21 protein-coding genes are annotated in these 20,138 nt (G+C 67.9%); 3 read left to right on the forward strand and 18 right to left on the reverse strand.

Features of this window, described 5'->3' with window-relative positions:
- Window positions 1-63 precede the first annotated feature (63 nt).
- From C1930_RS05555 to C1930_RS05585, 7 genes are all read right to left on the reverse strand, one after another.
- The gene (locus C1930_RS05555) at window positions 64-2,490 is read right to left on the reverse strand and encodes a TonB-dependent receptor (protein ID WP_108771253.1); all 2,427 of its coding nucleotides are present in this window, start codon (window positions 2,488-2,490) and stop codon (window positions 64-66) included.
- Window positions 2,491-2,634: 144 nt separating this feature from the next.
- On the reverse strand, window positions 2,635-3,027 hold the full coding sequence (locus tag C1930_RS05560; RefSeq protein ID WP_108757661.1) for a hypothetical protein: 393 nt from the start codon (window positions 3,025-3,027) through the stop codon (window positions 2,635-2,637).
- A gap of 175 nt (window positions 3,028-3,202) precedes the next feature.
- Window positions 3,203-3,880: a Fe2+-dependent dioxygenase gene (locus C1930_RS05565; RefSeq protein WP_108771254.1), complete on the reverse strand. Its 678-nt coding sequence runs from the start codon at window positions 3,878-3,880 to the stop codon at window positions 3,203-3,205.
- 49 nt (window positions 3,881-3,929) lie between these two features.
- Entirely contained in the window at window positions 3,930-6,248 is a 2,319-nt protein-coding gene (locus C1930_RS05570) for a catecholate siderophore receptor Fiu (RefSeq protein WP_108771255.1), read from the reverse strand.
- A 140-nt stretch (window positions 6,249-6,388) separates the two neighbouring features.
- Window positions 6,389-6,790 (reverse strand): hypothetical protein, encoded by a 402-nt coding sequence (locus C1930_RS05575; RefSeq protein WP_108771256.1) that lies wholly within the window; start codon window positions 6,788-6,790, stop codon window positions 6,389-6,391.
- Between the two features lie 195 nt (window positions 6,791-6,985).
- Complete coding sequence (locus C1930_RS05580) at window positions 6,986-7,318, reverse strand: non-heme iron oxygenase ferredoxin subunit (protein ID WP_108771257.1); 333 nt, start codon at window positions 7,316-7,318, stop codon at window positions 6,986-6,988.
- A complete protein-coding gene (locus tag C1930_RS05585) occupies window positions 7,315-7,854 on the reverse strand; it encodes a GNAT family N-acetyltransferase (RefSeq protein ID WP_108755604.1) in 540 nt (179 codons plus the stop codon). The genes C1930_RS05580 and C1930_RS05585 overlap by 4 nt, the downstream gene beginning before the upstream one ends.
- Before the next feature lie 225 nt (window positions 7,855-8,079).
- Between C1930_RS05585 and C1930_RS05590 the strand changes: the two genes are divergently transcribed.
- Complete coding sequence (locus tag C1930_RS05590; RefSeq protein ID WP_108771258.1) at window positions 8,080-8,730, forward strand: transposase; 651 nt, start codon at window positions 8,080-8,082, stop codon at window positions 8,728-8,730.
- A gap of 138 nt (window positions 8,731-8,868) precedes the next feature.
- Here the strand turns inward: C1930_RS05590 and C1930_RS05595 are convergent, their stop codons facing one another.
- From C1930_RS05595 to C1930_RS05615, 5 genes are all read right to left on the reverse strand, one after another.
- Window positions 8,869-10,125 (reverse strand): cysteine desulfurase, encoded by a 1,257-nt coding sequence (locus tag C1930_RS05595; protein ID WP_108771259.1) that lies wholly within the window; start codon window positions 10,123-10,125, stop codon window positions 8,869-8,871.
- Entirely contained in the window at window positions 10,122-11,384 is a 1,263-nt protein-coding gene (gene sufD, locus C1930_RS05600) for a Fe-S cluster assembly protein SufD (protein ID WP_108771260.1), read from the reverse strand. Before sufD ends, C1930_RS05595 begins: the two co-directional genes overlap by 4 nt.
- Window positions 11,384-12,148, reverse strand: a complete 765-nt coding sequence (gene sufC / locus C1930_RS05605; RefSeq protein ID WP_108748841.1) for a Fe-S cluster assembly ATPase SufC — start codon at window positions 12,146-12,148, stop codon at window positions 11,384-11,386. The genes sufD and sufC overlap by 1 nt, the downstream gene beginning before the upstream one ends.
- A gap of 64 nt (window positions 12,149-12,212) precedes the next feature.
- The gene (gene sufB, locus C1930_RS05610) at window positions 12,213-13,688 is read right to left on the reverse strand and encodes a Fe-S cluster assembly protein SufB (RefSeq protein ID WP_108748842.1); all 1,476 of its coding nucleotides are present in this window, start codon (window positions 13,686-13,688) and stop codon (window positions 12,213-12,215) included.
- Between the two features lie 18 nt (window positions 13,689-13,706).
- Window positions 13,707-14,162 (reverse strand): SUF system Fe-S cluster assembly regulator, encoded by a 456-nt coding sequence (locus C1930_RS05615; protein ID WP_108748843.1) that lies wholly within the window; start codon window positions 14,160-14,162, stop codon window positions 13,707-13,709.
- Between the two features lie 204 nt (window positions 14,163-14,366).
- On the opposite strand from C1930_RS05615, the gene C1930_RS05620 reads away from it, so the two are divergent.
- The gene (locus C1930_RS05620; RefSeq protein ID WP_108755609.1) at window positions 14,367-14,834 is read left to right on the forward strand and encodes an SET domain-containing protein-lysine N-methyltransferase; all 468 of its coding nucleotides are present in this window, start codon (window positions 14,367-14,369) and stop codon (window positions 14,832-14,834) included.
- A gap of 226 nt (window positions 14,835-15,060) precedes the next feature.
- Here C1930_RS05620 and C1930_RS05625 read toward each other — a convergent pair whose 3' ends face one another.
- From C1930_RS05625 to C1930_RS05640, 4 genes are all read right to left on the reverse strand, one after another.
- Window positions 15,061-15,657 carry a DUF1439 domain-containing protein gene (locus C1930_RS05625; protein ID WP_108755610.1) on the reverse strand — a complete coding sequence of 199 codons (597 nt, stop codon included), beginning with the start codon at window positions 15,655-15,657 and terminating at the stop codon, window positions 15,061-15,063.
- 79 nt (window positions 15,658-15,736) lie between these two features.
- Complete coding sequence (locus C1930_RS05630; RefSeq protein WP_108771261.1) at window positions 15,737-16,279, reverse strand: hypothetical protein; 543 nt, start codon at window positions 16,277-16,279, stop codon at window positions 15,737-15,739.
- Between the two features lie 55 nt (window positions 16,280-16,334).
- Window positions 16,335-16,643 (reverse strand): DUF3861 family protein, encoded by a 309-nt coding sequence (locus C1930_RS05635; protein ID WP_108748847.1) that lies wholly within the window; start codon window positions 16,641-16,643, stop codon window positions 16,335-16,337.
- A 386-nt stretch (window positions 16,644-17,029) separates the two neighbouring features.
- On the reverse strand, window positions 17,030-17,428 hold the full coding sequence (locus tag C1930_RS05640) for an HU family DNA-binding protein (protein WP_108748848.1): 399 nt from the start codon (window positions 17,426-17,428) through the stop codon (window positions 17,030-17,032).
- A 359-nt stretch (window positions 17,429-17,787) separates the two neighbouring features.
- Between C1930_RS05640 and C1930_RS05645 the strand changes: the two genes are divergently transcribed.
- Window positions 17,788-18,219 carry an OsmC family protein gene (locus tag C1930_RS05645; protein WP_108755612.1) on the forward strand — a complete coding sequence of 144 codons (432 nt, stop codon included), beginning with the start codon at window positions 17,788-17,790 and terminating at the stop codon, window positions 18,217-18,219.
- 40 nt (window positions 18,220-18,259) lie between these two features.
- On the opposite strand, the gene C1930_RS05650 is transcribed toward C1930_RS05645, so the two are convergent.
- Together C1930_RS05650 and C1930_RS05655 are read right to left on the reverse strand one after the other, a co-directional pair.
- Window positions 18,260-19,138, reverse strand: coding sequence for a PhzF family phenazine biosynthesis protein (locus tag C1930_RS05650; protein WP_108771262.1), 879 nt, complete (start codon window positions 19,136-19,138; stop codon window positions 18,260-18,262).
- 97 nt (window positions 19,139-19,235) lie between these two features.
- On the reverse strand, window positions 19,236-20,108 hold the full coding sequence (locus tag C1930_RS05655; RefSeq protein ID WP_108771263.1) for a PhzF family phenazine biosynthesis protein: 873 nt from the start codon (window positions 20,106-20,108) through the stop codon (window positions 19,236-19,238).
- Window positions 20,109-20,138 lie beyond the last annotated feature (30 nt).

Raw genomic sequence — 20,138 nt, forward strand, 5'->3', positions numbered from 1 at the left:
GGTGGGCACCCACCACAGCAGGTCGGTTGGCACCCACCACCGCAGGGCGGTGGGTGCCACCACTCAGAAGCGGAAGTTCAGGCTGACCCAGACGCTGCGGGCCTTGTCCTTGTTGTTGTAGTCGTCCTCGAACAGCACTTCATTGGTGTCATCGGTGTAGATGCCATCGCCGTCCAGATCGGTGAAGAAGGTCTGGTAGGTGGTGAAGTCGCGGTCCAGCAGGTTGTTGATGCGGGCGTTCACCGTCAGCCACTCGGTGGCTTCGAACGAGGCGCCCAGGTGCAGCACGGTGTAATCCTTGTAGTAGCGTTCCTGGCCGGTCACCGTGCTGATGCCGCCATAGCGCTTGGAGCGCGCTTCGGCGGTCAGGAATACGTTGAAGCGGTCGCTGGCGCGCCAGTCGAAGGTGGCGTTGGCCATGTGCCGGGCACTGTTGCCCAGCGGTCGGCCCTTCTCGGCGCCGCTCTTCTGCTCGCTGTCGGTGAAGGTGTAGTTGGCGCGCAGGCTGAACTGATCGCTGATGTTCCAGCGTCCGGCCACTTCGGCACCCTGGATCACCACCTCGTCGATGTTCACCGTGCGGGTGCTGCTGGCATAGCCCAGGTCGGCATATTCACCAGTGGAGCTGCACGACAGGGTCAGCGCCGCACCGCAGGGCTGCGAGGCGATCTTGTCGTCGAAGCGGTTGTGGAAGGCGGTGGCGTTGAAGCTGTGCCCGGCCGGGTGCTGCCAGTACACGGCCAGTTCGGTGCTGGTGCTGGTTTCCGGCTTCAGGTCGGGGTTGCCGAACATGGGCGAGGTGCCCTGGCCACCGAAACCGATCACGCCGTCGTACAGCTGGGTGGTCTTGGGTGTCTTGAAGCCGGTGCTGATGCCACCCTTCACCGTCCAGGCCTCGTTGACGGTGTACACGCCGTACAGGCGCGGGCTGAGCTGGTCGCCGAACACTTCATGGTCGTCGTAGCGCAGGCCGTAGGTGATCGCCAGCGGGGCCAGCACGGTCCAGGTGTCCTCGGCGAACAGCGAGTACATGTTGTGGTCCTGGCTCAGGCCCGGCGTGCCGCGCTCGGTACCGAACACGCCGTCGGTCAGTTCACCGCGGATGACCTGCGCACCGACCACGGCCACGTGCTGGCCGGCGGCCTGGAACGGAATGTCCAGCTTCGCATCCAGGGTGTACTGCTCGCTTTCCAGGGTGCGAGCCGGGCGCGGCAGGAAGGTCGATTCGGCCAGCGCGCGGCGTTCGGCCAGCGGCAGCCCGGCATACGGGCCGGTGGCATCGATCATCTGCAGCAGCTGCACGCGCTCGGCCACGGTGAAGGGCATGGTGCGCCCGTCGTTGTTGGTGGCCACGTGCGAAAGCGAAACCAGGCTGTTGCCAAAGCCCCAGCGGCCTTCGTGGGTGACCGCCCAGGCATCGCGGGTGAATTCCTGGCTGGGGCTGTAGCCCACGCGCGGATCGGCGCGGCGCGACCAGGTGCCGCCGTTGTTGCGGCAGGCGTTGGCGTTGGCGCCGCTGGCGCCGCGGCAGAAATTGCTGCTGCGCCAGATGCTGCTGATGCTGTCCACGGTGCCGACCGGGTATTCCTCTTCGCCGGCATCGTTGATCTTGATCGCGTTGTCGTATTCCTGGCGCGAGGTGTCGTAATCCAGGGTCAGGCGCTGGGCATCGCTGATGTTCCAGTCCAGGCTGATGCCGCCGGCCTTGTTGGTGTTGTCCACGGTCTTGCCGCCGCCACCGAAGCCCAGCGAGCGGTCGTGGGCCACGCCGCTGGGGTCGAGCACTGGGCTGTACACCGGGTTGGAGGCATCGCGGTCGTACCAGCTGGCACGCGCCGACAGGTTCAGCACGTTGGGCACCAGCGGGCCGGTCACGTAGACATCGGCGGTGCGGTCGTCGCCGAACTGGTCGTCGGTTTCGAACGTGCCGCCCAGCGTGGCCGAACCGCTCCAGCGGTCCAGCGAACGCTTGGTGATGATGTTGATGACGCCGCCCATGGCATCGGCGCCGTACAGGGTGGAGGCCGGGCCGCGGATCACTTCGATGCGCTCGATCGCATCCAGCGGCGGGATGTGGTTGAACTGGTTGCCGCCGAAGTTGTTCGGGTAGATGTCGCCGTGGTTGTTCTGACGGCGGCCGTTGACCAGGATCAGCGTGTAATCCGAGCCCATGCCACGCATGGAAATGGTGCCCTGGCCGGTCTTGTCGCGGGTTTCGCCCACGTCCACGCCTTCCAGGTCGCGCACCGCGTCCAGCAGGGTCATGTAGGGGCGGGTGGTCAGCTCTTCCTGGGTGATGACGGAAATGCTGGCCGGGGCGTCGATGATCTTCTGTTCGAAGCCCGAGGCGGTGACCACCACGGTATCCAGGGTCTGCGGTGCGCCGGCGGCGGCACCGTTGGCGTAGGCAGGGGCGGCGAAGGCCGCCAGCACGGCGCTGGTCAGCAGGTGGCGGGACAGGGACGAACGAACACGATGGCGCTGGGCCATGGCAGGAACCTCGAAGGATGCGAGCGCGCGCGGAACCGCGCGGCAGGCGCGGTGGCGGCAGGAATGCCCGGTCAGGGGCGGCAGGGAACGAACACGCAGCGGCGCGCTGGCTGTACCGCCGATGCGGTCAGCCAGGGCCGGGGATCAGGCCAGCGGCGGCGCCTGGCCGCGTTGCTGGCGACGCCCGGGCGCGTCGGCCCAGGGCGTGTCCGGAGCGGCCAGCGGCCAGTCCGGCTGCGCGACGGCATGCGCCGGCGCGGTCGGGATCAACTGCAGTTCGCTGTGCAGCCACTGGCGTGCCAGCAGCAGGGGCGGCGCCGTGTCGGTTGTCTTCTGCGGGGCTGCAGCGCAGCGGCGCAGCTTGGCCGGGGCCTCTTCGTGCGCGCCGCGCTCACCGCCACGCTCTTCCAGCGGCTGCTGCTGCGCCTGGGCCAGGCCCGCGTGGGCAACCGGCAACAGCGGCAGGGTGCCCAGCAGCAACGCCAGCATCGCGATCCACGCCAACAGGCTGGCCAGCGCAGGCCGGCGGCCGCGCATGGCGGTACCAAGCTGCACGTGGCGAAGCGGGCGGGGGCGAAGCGGGCCAAGCAAGATGGGCAACCCTGGGAACGGCCGGAAACGCCGGCGTCAACGAGGCGTGATTGTAATGAGAGCGGTTAGCAGTTGCAAATGAGAACGATTGTCAGGTGGCGTCGCGTGCCGGGTAGATCGCTCAGACCTCGCTCCAGCGCCGCAACAGGTTGTGGTAGACGCCGGTCAACTGCAGCACGGCACCGGGGTCGGCGCTGGTCTGCCGCAGGCGCTCGATGGAGGTGTCCATTTCCCACAGCAGGCGGCGCTGGGCATCGTCGCGGATCATGCTCTGCACCCAGAAGAACGAGGCCACGCGCGCGCCGCGGGTGACCGGAGTGACCTGGTGCAGGCTGCTGGACGGGTAGACGATCAGGTCACCGGCGGGCAGCTTCACTTCGTGTTCGCCATAGGTATCGCTGATCACCAGCTCGCCGCCGTCGTATTCCTCGGGGGCGGACAGGAACAGGGTGCAGGAAATGTCCGAGCGCAGCTGTTCGCCGTGGGCCAGGTTCATCACTGCGCCGTCCACATGGAAGCCGTAGGTGCCGCCACCGGTGTAACGGTTGAAACGTGGCGGCAGGATCCTCAGCGGCAGGGCCGCAGCGAAGAACAGCGGGTGGCGCTGCAGCGCGGCCAGCACGATGCTGCCCAGTTCGGCCTTCAACGGCGATGCATCGGGCAACTGCTGGTTGTGCTTTACCCGCGCGCCCTGCACGCCCACGGTTTCGCGGCCATCGGCCCAGTCGGCCGCATCCAGGCGCTGCCGCAGCTGGGCGACATCGTCGGAAGACAGGACCTGCGGAACATGCAGCAGCATGGCGATTCCTCGAAAGGCGCGGGGGAGACGGGCTCCCCCACGCGCTGCATCAGAAGCGGATGTCCGCGCTGAGCAGGAAGGTGCGCGGTGCACCCGGGGTGTAACGGTAGCCGCTCTTGTTGATGCTGGCCACGTACTGCTTGTCGAACAGGTTGTAGCCGTTCAAGCGCAGCGACACGTGCTCGTTCACGTCCCACGACACCATGGCGTCGTACACCGCGTAGGACTTGGTGAACGACGGGGTGCCCACCGCGCCGTCGGTGCCGCGGTGCATGCCGGCGGCGTAGCGCACGCCACCGCCCACGGTGATGCCATGCGGCAGCAGGTAGCTGGTCCAGCCGGTGAACGTATCGTCCGGGGTGTAGGTCAGGTTGGTGGTGCCGTCGGCGGCCACCTTCGCGCCTTCCTTCACTTCGGTATCCAGGTGGCTGAAGCCGGCGCTGACCGACCAGTTCTCGGTCACCCGGCCGACTGCCGACAGTTCCACGCCCTTCACCCGCTTGCTGCCGGTCTGTGTGGGGTTGCCGGCATCGTCCAGCACGGTGGTGTTGATCTCGTTGTCCACGTCGGTCTGGAACAGCGCCAGGTTCACCGCCAGTGCGTCATCCATGAAGCCCCACTTGCTGCCCACTTCGAAGGTCTTGGCCTTCTGCGGGTCCAGCTTGGGGTTGTCGGCGCTGCTGGCCGAGCTGCTCAGCTGGAAGTTGGCGCCGCCCGGCGGCTGCAGGGAAATGGCGTAGTTGGCGTACAGGCTGACCGTGTCGCCCACCTTGTACAGCGCGCCCAGCTTCCAGTTCAGCAGGGTGTCGCTGGCTTCCAGGGTGGGGTTGCGCAGCACGGTGCCGGTGGGGTTGCTGCCGCACACCGGGCTGCCACGACCGCCACACACCGACGCGCTGGCGTACTCGGTCTTGTAGTGGTCGGCGCGCACGCCGGCGGTCAGCAGGAAGCTTTCACCGAAGGACAGGGTGTCGAACAGGTAGACCGAGGACGTGGTGGTCTTGCCATGCGCGTCGGCACCGTTGTGCGCCCAGTTCAGACCGCTGACGTTCCAGTCCGGGTCGTACAGGTTGGCGGCTGGCCAGCTGGTGCCGGCGGTGGCGGCCTGGCCGTAGCTGTCCAGTTCTTCGCGGGTGAATTCCAGACCGGCACTGAGGGCGTGGCCGACCGCGCCGGTGGCGAAGTCCGCGCGCAGGTTCAGCTGATCGGTCAGGATCGTATTACGCTGATCCTTGAAGGTCGGCAGGCTGCGCGCGATGGCGTAGCTGGAGAGGTCGGCCGGGTTGGTATAGGTGATGTTGCCGGTCGGGCGGCCGCCCGCGCCGCGCACGCCGGTGCCCATGAAGGCGGTGAGCAGGTAGTCCTGTTCGGTGCGGCCCCAGCGCGCGGTGTTGGTCAGGCGCACGCTGTCGTTGAAGTCGTGCTCGAAACGGAAGGTGGCCATCTGCGCGGTCACGTCATCGTGGTCGGCGCGGGTGCCGTAGAAGTTTTCCGGATCGACCGGGTGCCCGGCCAGTGCTTCCAGGGTCGGCTGCGGGGTCCAGCCCGGCAGGCCCAGGGTGGGCACGCCGCCATCGGGCACGTTGTCCTGCTTCACGTACAGCAGGTTGAGGTAGTAGCGGGTCGCGGTGCCCAGGCCGAAGGCCAGCGAGGGTGCGATGCCCCAGCGCTTGTTCTGCACGTGGTCGCGGCCGGGCTGGTCGCTGTCCTGCCACATGCCGTTGATGCGCAGCGCGCTGGTGGCGCCCAGCGACTGGTTCCAGTCGGCGGTGGTGCGGCGCTGCTGGTCGCTGCCCAGCGAAATGCTGGCCGAGGTGGCGTCCTGCAGGTTGGCCTGCTTGCTGACCAGGTTGATCGCACCGGTCGGTGCCGAACGACCGTTGTCGGTGCCGGCCGGGCCCTTGGTCACTTCCACCTGTTCGATGTTGAACACATCGCGGGAGATCGAGCCCAGGTCGCGCAGGCCGTCCACGTACAGGCTGTTGGAGGTGTCGAAGCCGCGCATGAACAGCGCATCGCCAGTGGTGGTGTTGCCGTTCTCACCAGCGTAGAAGGTGCCCACGCCGGGACTGTTGCGCAGCGCCTCGGTCAGCGTGGTGGCGCCCTGCTGGTTGAACAGGTCGCTGGTGATGACCTGGATGGTCTGCGGGGTGTCCTGCAGGCGCTGGGTGAACTTCGGCGAGGCCACCTTGTCGGCCTTGTAGCCGCGCGTGGCGTGCACGTCGATCTTGTCCAGGGTGCGCGCGTTGTCGGCCGCTTCGGCGTGGGCCAGGGCGGGCAGGGTGGCCAGTCCGAGGCCGGCGGCCAAGGTGGCCAGCGGCAGGGAACGAAGCGGGGTGGCGTGCTTGCGGCTCTTGATGGGGCTCATGGGCATGGGAATGAAAGACAGGAATGGGCCGTCGGCGCGTGCGCGACAGGGGCGGGAACGAGGGCGGAAACAGGAACGCGCGCACCGCGGAGGCGGGCGGGAAACGAGGATGCGGCGAAGCGCGCGCAGGCGCGCCGCGATCAGGCCAAGGTGGCCGGAGGCGCGTGCGAGGGCGGCTGGCGCCGATTGCGGGTGGCGACTGCCGTGGTGACTGCGGGGGCGACCGTGGTGTGCGGCGGCGCGACCGGCGGCGTGCGCTGGCAGAGCTGCGCAGGCGGCAGGGGTTCGTCTTCGGGCCCACCTTCGGCCGGCGCTTCGCTGCGCGGCAGGGGCTCGTCAGGGGGTAGGCCGCCGTCGGGCGCGTGCGGCGCGCTGTCCAGCAGGGTGGCTGGCGAGGCCGCCATCATCGACGGTGCCGCCGCGCCCCGGCCCTCATGCAGGGCCGACCAGCCCAGCAACAGGGTCAGCAGCGCTGCGGCAAGCAGCGGCCACCCCTGGCGGGCAAGCTGGCACAGCGTGGCGGTGGCCGCAGGCAAAGCCATGGCGCGGAGGCGTTACAAAACGTTACGAATGAGGCGCGTAGGATAACACCAACGATAATGATTCGCATCTGCGCGGTCGGCGGGCGTTCGTGAACGGGCCTGGGGTGGCCTGGCAGGCCCGTGGCGGCCGGTATGCGCCGCAACCGCTACCTGGGTGAGCGGGCGCGCGCCGGGGCGCGCAACGCCCTTGCTGGGTCAATCGCGGTCGTCGCGGGTCCAGATCGCGTCGTGCTCGCGTTTCACTGGAAACTTCGGCACGGCGGTATAGGCCGGGGCGCACAGGGCGCGACCATCGCGCACGTCGAAGCGTGCGCCATGCAGCACGCATTCGATGCTGCCTTCGTTGGTGTTGAACTCGCCCGAGGACAGTTCGAACTCCTCGTGGGTGCACTGGTCTTCCAGCGCATACAGCTCGCCGTCCAGGTTGAACACGACGATGGGCGTGCCGGTCACCTCGTCGAACACGCTCTTCATTTCACCCGGCAGCAGTTCCGCGCCGGCGCAGACGAAGGTCCAGGCCTCGCTCATGCCGATGCCCCGGCCAGCGGCTTTTCCAGGATTTCAAAACGCAGGTCGTCGCGCTTGGGAATGCCGAAGCGTTCGTCGCCATAGGGGAAGGGCTTCTTGATGCCGGTGCGCTGGTAGCCGCGGCGCTCGTAGAAGGCGATCAGTTCATCGCGCACGTCGATCACGGTCATCTGCATGACCGGCAGCTGCCACTCGCGCGCGGCATGGGCTTCGGCCGCTTCCATCAGCTGCTTGCCGACGCCGCCGCCCTGTTGGGCCGGGTCGACCGAGAACATGCCGAAGTAGCCCTTGCCGTCGACATCGGCGACGTGGGCGCAGGCCACCAGGCGGCCCTGGCGTTCGGCCAGCAGGATGGTCGAGCGCGGGCGGTCCAGGTCGGCCTGGATGCCCTCGGCGTCGATGCGGGCACCGTCCAGCAGGTCGGCTTCGGTGGTCCAGCCCACGCGGCTGGCATCGCCACGGTAGGCGGAGGTGACCAGGGTGATCAGGGCGGGGATGTCGGCCGGCGTGGCGGCGCGGAAAGTCAGGGTGCTCATGCCGCCATTCTAGGTGGGGTGGGGGCGCCCGCAAATGGTCCGGGGTCCCCCGGGGTTCCCCCGGGGTCAGATCCCTTTCGCAGCGCGAAAGGGCTCTGACCCCAATCGGACGACGCCATGGCGGGTAGTCGACCGACTGCCTTCGGAGCGGCAGCAGCAGATGCTTGGGGTCAGATCCCTTTGCCCGGCAAAGGGCTCTGACCCCCTTGGCAATCGGAGACGCCCATGCCCCGCCCGCGCCGCATTGATGCACCAGGTTTCCCGCAACACATCGTCCAGCGCGGCAACAATCGGCAGACGGTATTCTTCAGCGATGGCGACCGCGTTACCTACCTGCGTCTGCTGTGCAGCCAGGCGGATCAGCAGGGATGCCGGGTCCATGCCTACGTCCTGATGCACAACCATGTCCATCTGCTGGTGACACCTGATTCGCCCGGTGGGCTCTCGAAGATGATGCAGGCGGTGAGCCGTGCCTATGTGCGCCGGGTGAACGAGCGGCAGGGCCGAAGCGGCACCCTCTGGGAAGGGCGCTTTCACTCCACGCTGGTGGATTCGGATCGGTACCTGCTCGCCTGTCAGCGCTACATTGAGCTCAATCCGGTGCGGGCGGAGATGGTGGCGCATCCAGGGGACTATCGCTGGTCGAGCTACGGGGCCCATGCACAGGGCAGGGTGAACGCGCTGTTGGTGCCCCATTCTGCGTTCGAGCTGATGGCTGCCGATGTGGAGGAGCGGCGCAGGCGCTACGCCGCGTTCATCGAACAGGGCATTCCTGCGGTGGATCTGCAAGCTATTCGCGGCGCATTGCAGTCACAGCGGCGGTTGGTTGGTGCATTGACGGGGTCAGAGCCCTTTCGCGGTGCGAAAGGGATCTGACCCCTTGAGCGCTCGGGGTCAGATCCCTTTGCTGGGCAAAGGGCTCTGACCCTGAGGCGTTGCTGCGGGGAGTGGCCGGTGCGTTGATGGGGTCAGAGCCTTTCGCTGCGCGAAGGGATCTGACCCCGCTCTGCGGGCTCAGCCCAGCAGCTTGCGCACCTTGTTCAGCGCCACGATGAAGCGCTCGATTTCGTCGTGGGTGTTGTAGAACGCCAGCGAGGCGCGGCAGGTGGCGGCGACGCCGTAATACTGCAGCAGCGGGTGGGCGCAGTGCTGGCCCGAGCGCACGGCCACGCCTTCCAGATCGAGCAGGGTGGCCAGATCGTGGGAATGCGCGCCGTCGATCAGGAACGAGACGACCGCGGCCTTGTCCGGCATGGTGCCGAAGATGCGCAGGCCATCGATCTTCTGCAGCTCTTCGGTGAAGTGCGCCAGCAGTTCGGCTTCGCGTGTTTCCACGTGGTCCTGGCCGAGCGCTTCCAGATAGTCGGCGGCCACGCCCAGGCCAATGAAGCCGGAAATGTTCGGGGTGCCGGCTTCGAACTTGTGCGGGGCGTCGTTGAACACGGTGCCGTCGAAGCTGACTTCCTTGATCATCTCGCCACCACCCAGGAACGGCGGCATGGCATCCAGATGTTCGCGGCGGGCCCACAGGGCACCGGTGCCGGTCGGGCCGCACATCTTGTGGCCGGTGATGGCATAGAAGTCGCAGCCGATCGCGGCCACGTCCACCTTGCGGTGCGGCACGGCCTGCGAGCCATCGACCACGGTGATGATGCCGCGCTTGCGTGCCTCACGGCAGATCTCGCGCACCGGGTTCACCGTGCCCAGCACGTTGGACACGTGGGCCACGGCCAGCAGCTTGACCTCGGCGGTCATCGCCTTGCGCAGCGCGTCCAGGTCCAGTGCGCCGTCGGGGGTGATCTCGGCCACGCGGAGGGTGGCGCCGGTGCGCTGGGCGACCAGCTGCCACGGCACGATGTTGGCATGGTGTTCCATGCGCGAGACCAGGATCACGTCACCGGCCTTCAGTCGCGGCAGAGCCCACGAATAGGCGACCAGGTTCAGCGCGAAGGTGGTGCCGCTGCACAGCACCAGCTCGCTGGCGCGGACGTTCAAAAAGCGCGCCAGCTTGTTGCGCGCCCCTTCGTAGGCGTCGGTGGCTTCGGTGCCCAGCGCGTGCACCGCACGGCTGACATTGGCGTTGTAGCGGCGGTAGAACTCGTCCACCGCGCCGATCACCTGCACCGGCTTCTGGCCGGTGTTGGCGTTGTCGAAATAGACCAGCGGCTTGCCGTGCACTTCGCGCATCAGCAGCGGGAAGTCCAGGCGCACGCGGTCCCAGTCGGGGGCAGCGGCGCGTTCTTCGATCGGGCGCGGGGTGGACAGGTTCATGCCACGCCTGCCTCGGCCAGGGCCTTGTCCAAGCGCCGTGCCAGCTGCTCGCGCAGCGCGTCGGGCAGCACCTTCAGCGGTTCGTGGCAGAACGCGGCGCTCAGCAGGGCCTGCGCCTGGGCCTGCGGCAGGCCGCGCGAGCGCAGGTAGAACAGCGCGTTGGCATCGAGCTGGCCGACGGTGGCACCGTGTGCGGCCTTCACTTCGTCGGCGTCGATCACCAGCACCGGCTGGGTGTCGATCTCGGCATCGGCCGACAGCAGCAGGTTCTTGTTGGACAGGTTCGCGTCGGTGCCATCGGCGCCTTCGCGGATCTGGATGCCGCCATGGAACACCACGCGGCTGCGGTTGGCGGCCACGCCGCGCCACAGCAGTTCGCTGCGGGTATCGCGGGCAATGTGGTCGATGCCCAGGCGGGTGTCGACGTGGCGGCGGCCATTGCCCAGCAGCACGCCGTTGGCGGTCAGCTGTGCGTTGTCGCCTTCCAGGCGCACGTTCAGTTCGTGGCGGCTGAGTGCGGCGCCCAGTTCCAGGTCGACGCGGTGGTACTGCGCATCGCGCGCCAGCACCGCATCGGTACGCAGGAAGCTGGTCTGGCGTGCGCTGCCGGCCTGCACGCGGGCGTGCTTGAGGACGGCGTCGCGGGCCACGCGGGCGTGCAGCACGGTGTTGTCCAGGTGTGCCGAATCGCCCACGCTGAAGCGGTGCTCGACCACGCCCAGGCTGGCGCCGGCACGCAGTTCGATCAGGTGGCGGTGGTGCCAGGCCAGGTCGGTATCGCCGGCCACGCTGGCGAACACCAGCTGCAGCGGCACTTCAACCTGCACGCCTTCATCCACGCGCAGCACCACGCCTTCATCGGCCAGGGCGGCGTTGAGGCGGGCGAACACTTCGTCGCTGCGCTCGTAGCGGCGGCCAAGGAAGCGCGCGGCATCCTCGCCGGCGGCCAGTGCGCTGGACAGCGCTTCCAGCTGCACGCCGGCGGGCAGGCCGTGGGTGTCGCTCAGGCCATCGTGCAGACGGCCGTTGACGAACACCAGGCGCGGCGCGGGAATGTCGGCCAGTGCCTCGGCATCCAGCGCGGCTGGGGCCTGCGGTGCGGGGGCGAAGGCGCGGCGCTCCAGCTGGCGCAGCGAGGTGTACTTCCAGGCTTCGCTGCGAGCAGCCGGCAGGCCGTCGCGCAGGGCGGCATCGAGCACGTCGCGGCGCGCGTCGCTGCCGCAGAAGGCCTGGGCCATCGAGTCGAGCAGGGCGCTCATCAGACGGCCGCCTCGCGCACCACGCGATCCTTCAGGAAGTCGTAGCCGTGGGCTTCCAGTTCCAGCGCCAGTTCCGGGCCACCGGTCTTGACGATGCGGCCGTCGGCCAGCACGTGCACCACGTCCGGCTTGATGTAGTCCAGCAGGCGCTGGTAGTGGGTGATGACCAGGAACGAACGGTCGGCCGCGCGCAGTGCGTTCACGCCGTCGGCAACGCTCTTCAGCGCGTCGATGTCCAGGCCCGAATCGGTTTCGTCCAGGATCGCCAGCTTCGGCTCCAGCACGGCCAGCTGGAAGATCTCGTTGCGCTTCTTCTCGCCACCGGAGAAGCCTTCGTTCACGCCACGGTGCAGCAGCTCGTCCTTCAGGTGCAGCACGGCCAGCTTCTGCCGCACCAGCTTCAGGAACTGCATGGAATCCAGCTCGTCCTGGCCGCGTGCCTTGCGCTGGGCATTCAGTGCGGCGCGCAGGAAGTAGGTGTTGTTCACGCCCGGGATTTCCACCGGGTACTGGAAGGCCAGGAACAGGCCGGCGGCGGCGCGCGCTTCCGGGTCCTGGTCGAGCAGGTCCACACCGTCGAACTGCACGCTGCCTTCGGTGACTTCGTAGCCGTCACGGCCGGCCAGCACATTGCCCAGGGTGGACTTGCCGGCGCCGTTGGGGCCCATGATGGCGTGCACCTGGCCGGGCTTCACGTCCAGCGACAGGCCCTTGAGGATTTCCTTGTCGCCGATGCGGGCGTGGAGGTTGTCGATCTTCAGCATGATACGAATCCAGTAGCGCCACGCCGTGCGTGGCTGAATAATCAGAACGAAGGCAGCAGGCGGGTCAACCCACCGACCCTTCCAGCGAGACTTCCAGCAGCTTCTTGGCTTCCACTGCGAATTCCATCGGCAGTTCGCGGAACACCTGCTTGCAGAAGCCGTCGACGATCATCGACACCGCGTCTTCCTGGCTGATGCCACGGGCGCGGCAGTAGAACAGCTGGTCGTCGGAAATCTTCGATGTGGTGGCCTCGTGCTCGACGGTGGCGCCCGGGTTCTTCACCTCGATGTAGGGGAAGGTGTGGGCACCGCACTGCTTGCCGATCAGCAGCGAATCGCACTGGGTGTAGTTGCGCGCGCCATCGGCGTTGCGGTCGACCTTGACCAGGCCGCGGTAGGTGTTCTGGCCGCGGCCGGCGCTGATGCCCTTGCTGACGATCTTGCTCTTGGTGCGCTTGCCGACGTGGATCATCTTGGTGCCGGTGTCGGCCTGCTGGCGGTGGTGGGTGAGCGCCACCGAGTGGAACTCGCCCACCGAATCGTCGCCCAGCAGCACGCAGGAGGGGTACTTCCAGGTGATGGCCGAACCGGTCTCGACCTGGGTCCAGGTGACCTTGCTGCGCGCGCCACGGCATTCGGCACGCTTGGTGACGAAGTTGTAGATGCCGCCCACGCCGTTCTCGTCGCCCGGGTACCAGTTCTGCACCGTGGAATACTTGATCTCCGCGTCTTCCAGCGCCACCAGTTCCACCACCGCGGCGTGCAGCTGGTTCTCATCGCGCATCGGTGCGGTGCAGCCTTCCAGGTAGGACACGTAGGCCTTGTCCTCGCACACGATCAGGGTGCGCTCGAACTGGCCAGTGTGGCCGGCGTTGATGCGGAAGTAGGTGCTCAGTTCCATCGGGCAGCGCACGCCCTTGGGAATGAACACGAAGCTGCCATCGGAGAACACGGCCGAGTTCAGCGCGGCGAAGTAGTTGTCGCCCACCGGCACCACCGTGCCCAGGTATTGGCGCACCAGTTCCGGGTGTTCCTTGATGGCCTCGGACATGGAACAGAAGATGATGCCCTTCTCGGCCAGTTCCTTGCGGAAGGTGGTACCGACGGACACCGAGTCGAACACGGCGTCCACCGCCACGCCGGCCAGCTTGGCGCGCTCGTGCAGCGGCACGCCCAGCTTGTCGTAGGTATCGAGCAGTTCCTTGGGCACGTCATCCAGCGAGGCGTACTTCGGGCCCTTCGGCGCGGAGTAGTAGCTGAGCGCCTGCAGGTCGATCGGGGCGATCTGCAGCTTGGCCCAGTTCGGCATCGGCATGGTCAGGAAGTGGCGGTAGGCGTCCAGGCGCCACTGCGTCATCCATTCCGGCTCTTCCTTCTTGGCCGACAGGGCACGGATGGTGTCCTCGTCCAGGCCGGCAGGAAGCGAGTCCGATTCGATCTCGGTGATGAAGCCGGCCGAATACTTGCGGCCGAGCTGCTCGTGGATCTCGCGGTTGGGGGTGTCGTCGTGGGCGACGGTTTCGATGGTTTCGGTGGCCATGGGGGGGCTGCCTACGGATCAGGAGACGACGTCGACAGCGATGGTGCGGCGCTGTTCGTCATCGACAAGGGGAAGAGGGGGCAGGATCTGGGCCAGGCTGACAGCGCGCAGGGCCTCGGACACCACATCGTTGATCAGCCGCCAGCTGCTGCGCGCGCCGCACTTGGGCGCCATGCCGCACTGGTGGTGGTCGTGGCTGCATTCGGTCAGGGCAAGCGGCCCTTCCATCGCTTCGACCACCTCGAACAGGGTGATCTGCCCGGGCGCGCGGGTCAGCCGGTAGCCGCCGCGCACGCCGCGCAGGCCTTCCACCAGACCGGCCTGGGCCAGCGGCTTGAGCACCTTGCTGACGGTGGGCGGTTCCAGACCAGTGAATTCAGCCAGCTCTGTAGCACTGAGCACCTCGCCCGGGCGGGCGGCGAGCACGGTCAGCACGACGGTGGCGTAATCGGTGAGCTTGGTGACGCGCAACATGGGGATGCGAGTGGTTCTTAAAGCGGACTGAAATTGTACGCTTTTCTTCGCCGGCATCCAACCCGGCCATTCAGCCGGCGCTGGGCCGGCGGCGGGACACCCCGGCAGCGGGGTGGGGCGACATGCTGCGGCATGGGGGTGATTTTCGCAATCACTGTGAATGGGTGAGAATCGGGGTTCCTATTGCTGCCAACCCCCTTGCCGATGCCCAAGAAGATCCAAGCCCGCAAGTCCGCCATCCATGGCAACGGCGTGTTCGCCGTGGCCCCGATCAAGCAGGGCGAGCGCGTGATCCAGTACAAGGGCCTGCTGCGCAGCCATGGCGATGTCGATGCCGATGACAGCGGCGATGTGGAAAGCGGCCATACCTTCCTGTTCACCCTGAACGATGACTGGGTGATCGATGCCAACTACAAGGGCAACGATGCGCGCTGGATCAACCACAGCTGCGACCCGAACTGCGAAGCGGTGATCGAGGAAGACGAAGACGGTGACAGCCGCGGCGACAAGGTGTTCATCGAGGCGGTGCGCGATATCAAGGCTGGCGAAGAGCTGACCTACAACTACGGCATCGTGCTGGCCGAGCGCCACACGGCCAAGCTGAAGAAGATCTGGGAGTGCCGCTGCGGTTCGCCCAAGTGCACCGGCACGATGCTGCAGCCCAAGCGCTGAGCGGAATCGTAGAGTCGAGCCATGCTCGACTGCTTTGCGAAGGGCAGTCGAGCAAGCTCGACTCTACGGGTAAGGGCAGTCGAGCAAGCTCGACTCTACAAGGGCCGCCTGCATCTGGCGTGCCGGACGCTATTCCGTTGGCGGCGTGAGCGGTAGCGCCGGGCCATGCCCGGCGAACGGGACGCGTGGGAAATGCAGAAGCCGCCGGGCATGGCCCAGCGCTACCTTATTTGCCCAGCAGGCCGGCGGGCACCAGGCTGCCCAGGTTCTGGTTGAAGGTGACCACCAGCTTGCCGTTCTTCACCTGGGCTGACTGTACCTGCAGGGCGCCCAGCACGCCGGCCACGGTCGGGTCCAGCTTGTAGATGGGTTCGCGGCGCGCGTAGTCGCTCAGGGCGGCGTTGAGCAGGGCGCGGGTGCGCGAATCCAGGCGCCCGCCCTGGCTGGCCGGGGTGAAATCGTCCACGGTCGGTTCCTGCAGGTGGAAGCCCTGGGTCTGTGCGTCATAGCGCAGGCCGCTGCTCAGCTTCACCTTGCCCAGGTTGGTCGGGTTGCCGCCCGCGGTGGCCAGCGCCAGGTCCATGCCCAGGTTCAAGCGTTCGCCGGCCGGCAGGCTCAGCTGGGGGTGGCTCATGGTCAGGGCGATCAGTCCGCCCAGCGCGTCCTGGGTGCGCGGGAAGCTGCCATCCAGGTACTGCTGGACGTCACTGGCACCGACCGACAGTTCGCGGCCGGAAATCGAAGGGGCTGCCTGTGCACCGATCGCCGCGGCGATCAGGACAGTGGATGCAGCAACACGGGTCAGCAGGGAACGCAGGCGCATGGCGGTGACCGGGCAGGTAATGGGTGGCTCACAGAGTAGCGGTGGCCGCTGAATCGCGGGTGCACGCTGCGAAAGGGATTCAGTCCAGCGTGGGTTCCAGCTTCGCCGACTGGATCTGCCAGCCCTGGCCGTCCGCGCGTGGCTGCACGCGGTACCAGCCATGGAAGCGGAAGGTGCCCTGGCCGGTCGCGGCACGTACCCGCACCGGCACTTCCAGCAGCCGGCTGGGGCGTTCGTTGTCGCGGGGAACGGGCGGTTCGCTGTCCAGGCGCAGGCTGCGCAGGTCCGGCAGCTGCCGCAGCAGTGCGTCGTCGGCGTGGCGTGGGTCGGCCGGGGCGAAGACCCAGGCCGCATCACTGCTGCTGCGGTTGCCGTTGAGCAGGTCCAGCATGTAGCGGTTGAGCATGTGCGCGGGTGCTTCGCTGCCGGCTGCGACTGCGCCGAACAGCGGGTCGACCGTCTGCGCTGTGAGGGCGCCTGGCGCAGCGTCGGCAACGGCGGCAGTCGCGACAGCGGCGTCGGCCGCTGCGGCGGTAGTGGCGGCCGACGCGGGTGCGTCCACCGGGGCGCGCGAACACCCCATCAGGGCGAGGGCAAGGCAGCCCCCCACGATTCTGCGCATGTCTGCCTCCTCCCCGAGGCCAATGGGAGGCGGCAGTGTATCGGCTGGGTGGGAATCAGCGCGATGCGATGCGCTGGTCCAATGCCTGCAGCGCGGCCAGCAGGTCGGGCGCCACCGCCGCCAGGGCGTGGCCCTCGCTGTCGGCATGGCGCTGGACGATATCGCGCAGCAACTGCGCGGCGACCACCAGGGTGGCGCGCTCGTCACCGCTCAGGCCGGGCGTGCGCGGGGCGGCTTCCAGCAGGCGCATCAGGTCGCGGCTGGCGCGATGTTCCAGTTCGATGGTGCAGCGCCCGGTGCACTGGTGCCCGTCCTTTTCGATGGGGGTCACCGAGATCCGGTAGCGGGTGGAGGGGCTGGCCATGAGAGGTGTGCTCGCCTGTAAAGAGGGGGGATGTGCCCACCATAGGCAAGGCAGTGACCGGCGGCGACGGCCCGCGCTGCACGCAGTGTTCCACCCGGTGCGTTCCCGCGGCGGAAAATGCCGGCTGCGGCCAATGCTGGCGCGGCTGTGGGCGGGCAGGGTATGGGCAGGGAAACGCTGTGTTGCGGGTTGCCGCGGGGTGGCGCGCATCCACGCATGGCGTGGATCTACTGGCGGGTTGGCCTGGGGGGCGCATCCACGCATGGCGTGGATCTACTGGCGGGTTGGCCTGGGGGCCGCATCCACGCTGGGCGTGGATACATTGCGCGCAAAAAAAACGGGACGGCCTGGGCCGTCCCGTCAGAAGATCGCCGTGGGGCGCGCGCTTACAGCGCAGCGTCCTTGAGCTTCTTCAGCGGGCGAACCTTGAGCTTGGTGGTGGCCGGCTTGGCGGCGAACCACTGTTCTTCCTTGGTGAACGGGTTGATGCCCTTGCGCTTCGGCTTGGCCGGCACATTGACGGTGGAGATCTTCAGCAGGCCCGGCAGGGTGAAGGAGCCAGCACCCTTCTTGTGCACCGAGGAAGCGACAGCGCTTTCCAGCGAGGCCAGCACCGCGCGCACGTCCTTGGCGACAACGCCGGACGCTTCAGCGATGTGTGCAACCAGGCCCGACTTGGTCAGCACTTCCTTGATCGGCTTCGGAGCGGCCGGCTTGGCGGCTGCCTTCGTCGCGACTTTCTTCACTGCCTTTTTCGGGGCAGCCTTCTTAGCGGTCTTTGCCATGGTTTCCTGTTCCGTGAACGGTTGGTTGTTTGGTCGGCGCCGAACCCCGTCGGCAAGCGCAATGTAGGGCAACTCGTGGGCGCCGCCAATAGCCCGCAGTGCTGAAAGTGCAGGTTTTTTCATATCCAGACCGATTCAGTACATGGCGCGCGGCAGGGGATTGCGCGGCTCTGGTGCGCTGCGGGATGCGGGCGATCTGCGCGAAAGTACTGAAAACAAGGGAAAAATGCGCCCCCGCCTGGCGAAGAAGTGTCCACGGCGCTGGCCCGGGACAGCGTCTGCCACTGCGGCGGAGCGACGCAGGGCTAACGCTGGCCGTGGCAGGGTAAGCGTTCACCAACGCCACGCAGGAGCAGCACATGGGAATCTCGCGACACGCCACCGCGCACTGGGAAGGGGATCTGAAGTCGGGCAAGGGCCAGTTGAGCACCCCACAGAGCGGGCTGCTGGACAAGACCCGCTACGGCTTCAACAGCCGCTTCGGCGATGAAAAGGGCACCAATCCGGAAGAGCTGATCGCCGCCGCGCACGCGGGCTGCTTCACCATGGCGCTGTCGGCCAAACTGGGCGAGGCAGGGTTTACACCGACCTCGCTGGACACCGAAGCCAAGGTGGATCTGTCGATGGAAGGCGGCCCGCAGCTTTCGCAGATCCGCCTGAAGGTGAAGGCCGTGGTGCCGGGCATCGATGCCACCCAGTTCCGCGCCATTGCCGATGACGCCAAGCAGAACTGCCCGGTGTCCAAAGCGTTGAGTGCGGTGCCGATCAGCCTGGATGCCGAACTGGGCTGAGGCCGGGTAGCGCCGGGCCATGCCCGGCGCCCCACAGCGATCACCAGTCGAGGGTGCCGGCGATCACCGTCTGCACCTGGCCGCCGGACCACACTTCGCCGTCCGCATCGACCCGCAGGGTCAGGCGCGCATCGTGGCCGACCTCACGGCCCTGGCTGACTTCATACGGTTCGCGGCCGCGCGGCAGCACCCCGCGCAGGTCCAGCCAGGCTGCCAGCACGGCATTCGCCGCGCCCGACGCCGCATCTTCGAAGCGCCGCCCGTTGCCGACGAAGGCGCGCACCGCCAGGTCGTAACCCTCATTGCCATCGCTGAAGGCGTAGGCGAACACGCCCATGCTGTCGGTGGATTCGGCCAGGGTGGCGATCGCGTCCCAGTCCGGCTGCAGTGCGCGCAGCTGTGCTTCATCGGCCACCTGCACCACCCACCAGCTGCGGCCGCCCTGCATGCGTGCAGGGGGCAGGGTGCCCAGCGGCCAGCCCTGCAGCGCAGCGGCCAGGCGCGGGTCATCGGCCGGCGCAGTCTCGGCCAGCTGCGCGCGCGGGGTGCGGATGGCGATGCGCTGCTGCGCGCCTTCGCCCATCACCTGCAGCGGCAGCGCGCCGGCAATGCCGTCCTGCACCAGTACGCCGTCCACCGGCGTGGCCAGCCCGGCCAGCAGCACCGCATGCGCGGTACCGACGCTGGGGTGGCCGGCGAACGGGACTTCCTTCTGCGGGCTGAACATGCGCAGGCGGTAGCTGCTGCCGGCCGTTTCGGGCGGGAACACGAAAGTGGTTTCCGGCAGCCGGGTCCAGCGCGCGATGGCCTGCATGGTGGTGTCGTCCAGGCCTTCGGCATCGAGTACCACGGCCAATGGATTGCCGGCGCCGGCGCGCGGGGAAAACACATCCAGTTGCAGGAAACGGCGTGCGGACATCAGGGGGAGCTCCAACGAAATGGGGGATGGTAGCGCGGGGGCCATGCCCCGCGAGCGCGCAGCGCGGTGCGGTGATGCCGCCGGGCATGGCCCGGCGCTACCAGCGGATGAGGCCGTCGATCACGCACTGCACCTGGCCGCCGATCCACACCGTGCCCTGGGCATCCACCCGCACATGGACGCGACCGTCGCGGCCGACCTCGCGGCCCTGGCTGGCCACGTAGCTGCCGCTGCCGCCGGGCAGCACGCCGCGCTCGCCCAGCCAGGCGCCGATCAGCGCGTTGGCGCTGCCGGTTACCGGGTCTTCGGGCACGTTCACCGCATCACCGGGGCAGAACGCGCGCACCACCCACTGGTGCTGCGCGGCGTCTTCGGCGGCGAACACCGCCACGCCCGTGGCGTCGGTGGCATTGCTCCAGTCGCGCAGGGCGGCCATGTCCGGCGCCAGCGTGCGTACCGCGGCGGCGTCGCGCAGCGGCAGCAGCCACCAGCGCGGGCCGTTGTCCCACAGCTCGGGCGCCTGACCGTCGGCGGCCCGTGCCCGTAGCGTGTCCGGCACCGCGCCGGGGGCGGTCTGCAGGCGGCGGGCCGGCGGGCTGGCCAGTTCGATGTGCGGGGCATCGGCCGCGCCGCTCACCCGCACCGGCAGCAGACCGGCCGCGCACTGCTGGACCAGCGCGCCGTCGCGCGGGTGCGCCAGCCCCCGGGTGACCGCCGCCCAGGCCGCGCCCACGCTGGGATGGCCGGCAAACGGTAGTTCGCTGGCGGGGGTGAAAATGCGGATGTGGTAGTCGGCGCCGGGCGCGCTGGGGGGCAGGAAGAACACCGTCTCGGACAGGTTCAGCCAGGCGGCCAGGGCCTGCATGCGGGCCGCGGACAGGCCCTCGGCGCCCAGCACCACCCCCAGCGGGTTGCCGCGGCCGGGCTGGTCGGCAAAGACATCGAGCTGCAGGTAGCGGAAGGCGGGCATCGGCGGGTCCATTGGGCTTAGAATCGAAGG

Source organism: Stenotrophomonas sp. SAU14A_NAIMI4_8, from assembly GCF_003086695.1.
Lineage (GTDB): Bacteria > Pseudomonadota > Gammaproteobacteria > Xanthomonadales > Xanthomonadaceae > Stenotrophomonas.

What these genes read in the sequence shown, in the direction of transcription:
- C1930_RS05625 (WP_108755610.1), bottom strand. Translation starts at nt 15,657, where the DNA reads ATGCGCCTGCGTTCCCTGCTGACCCGTGTTGCTGCATCCACTGTCCTG.
- C1930_RS05575 (WP_108771256.1), bottom strand. Translation starts at nt 6,790, where the DNA reads ATGGCTTTGCCTGCGGCCACCGCCACGCTGTGCCAGCTTGCCCGCCAG.
- C1930_RS05640 (WP_108748848.1), bottom strand. Translation starts at nt 17,428, where the DNA reads ATGGCAAAGACCGCTAAGAAGGCTGCCCCGAAAAAGGCAGTGAAGAAA.
- C1930_RS05655 (WP_108771263.1), bottom strand. Translation starts at nt 20,108, where the DNA reads ATGCCCGCCTTCCGCTACCTGCAGCTCGATGTCTTTGCCGACCAGCCC.
- C1930_RS05560 (WP_108757661.1), bottom strand. Translation starts at nt 3,027, where the DNA reads ATGCGCGGCCGCCGGCCTGCGCTGGCCAGCCTGTTGGCGTGGATCGCG.
- C1930_RS05590 (WP_108771258.1), top strand. Translation starts at nt 8,080, where the DNA reads ATGCCCCGCCCGCGCCGCATTGATGCACCAGGTTTCCCGCAACACATC.
- sufC (WP_108748841.1), bottom strand. Translation starts at nt 12,148, where the DNA reads ATGCTGAAGATCGACAACCTCCACGCCCGCATCGGCGACAAGGAAATC.
- C1930_RS05585 (WP_108755604.1), bottom strand. Translation starts at nt 7,854, where the DNA reads ATGAGCACCCTGACTTTCCGCGCCGCCACGCCGGCCGACATCCCCGCC.
- C1930_RS05595 (WP_108771259.1), bottom strand. Translation starts at nt 10,125, where the DNA reads ATGAACCTGTCCACCCCGCGCCCGATCGAAGAACGCGCCGCTGCCCCC.
- C1930_RS05635 (WP_108748847.1), bottom strand. Translation starts at nt 16,643, where the DNA reads ATGGCCAGCCCCTCCACCCGCTACCGGATCTCGGTGACCCCCATCGAA.
- C1930_RS05555 (WP_108771253.1), bottom strand. Translation starts at nt 2,490, where the DNA reads ATGGCCCAGCGCCATCGTGTTCGTTCGTCCCTGTCCCGCCACCTGCTG.
- sufD (WP_108771260.1), bottom strand. Translation starts at nt 11,384, where the DNA reads ATGAGCGCCCTGCTCGACTCGATGGCCCAGGCCTTCTGCGGCAGCGAC.
- C1930_RS05570 (WP_108771255.1), bottom strand. Translation starts at nt 6,248, where the DNA reads ATGAGCCCCATCAAGAGCCGCAAGCACGCCACCCCGCTTCGTTCCCTG.
- C1930_RS05565 (WP_108771254.1), bottom strand. Translation starts at nt 3,880, where the DNA reads ATGCTGCTGCATGTTCCGCAGGTCCTGTCTTCCGACGATGTCGCCCAG.
- C1930_RS05620 (WP_108755609.1), top strand. Translation starts at nt 14,367, where the DNA reads ATGCCCAAGAAGATCCAAGCCCGCAAGTCCGCCATCCATGGCAACGGC.
- sufB (WP_108748842.1), bottom strand. Translation starts at nt 13,688, where the DNA reads ATGGCCACCGAAACCATCGAAACCGTCGCCCACGACGACACCCCCAAC.
- C1930_RS05645 (WP_108755612.1), top strand. Translation starts at nt 17,788, where the DNA reads ATGGGAATCTCGCGACACGCCACCGCGCACTGGGAAGGGGATCTGAAG.
- C1930_RS05580 (WP_108771257.1), bottom strand. Translation starts at nt 7,318, where the DNA reads ATGAGCGAGGCCTGGACCTTCGTCTGCGCCGGCGCGGAACTGCTGCCG.
- C1930_RS05650 (WP_108771262.1), bottom strand. Translation starts at nt 19,138, where the DNA reads ATGTCCGCACGCCGTTTCCTGCAACTGGATGTGTTTTCCCCGCGCGCC.
- C1930_RS05630 (WP_108771261.1), bottom strand. Translation starts at nt 16,279, where the DNA reads ATGCGCAGAATCGTGGGGGGCTGCCTTGCCCTCGCCCTGATGGGGTGT.
- C1930_RS05615 (WP_108748843.1), bottom strand. Translation starts at nt 14,162, where the DNA reads ATGTTGCGCGTCACCAAGCTCACCGATTACGCCACCGTCGTGCTGACC.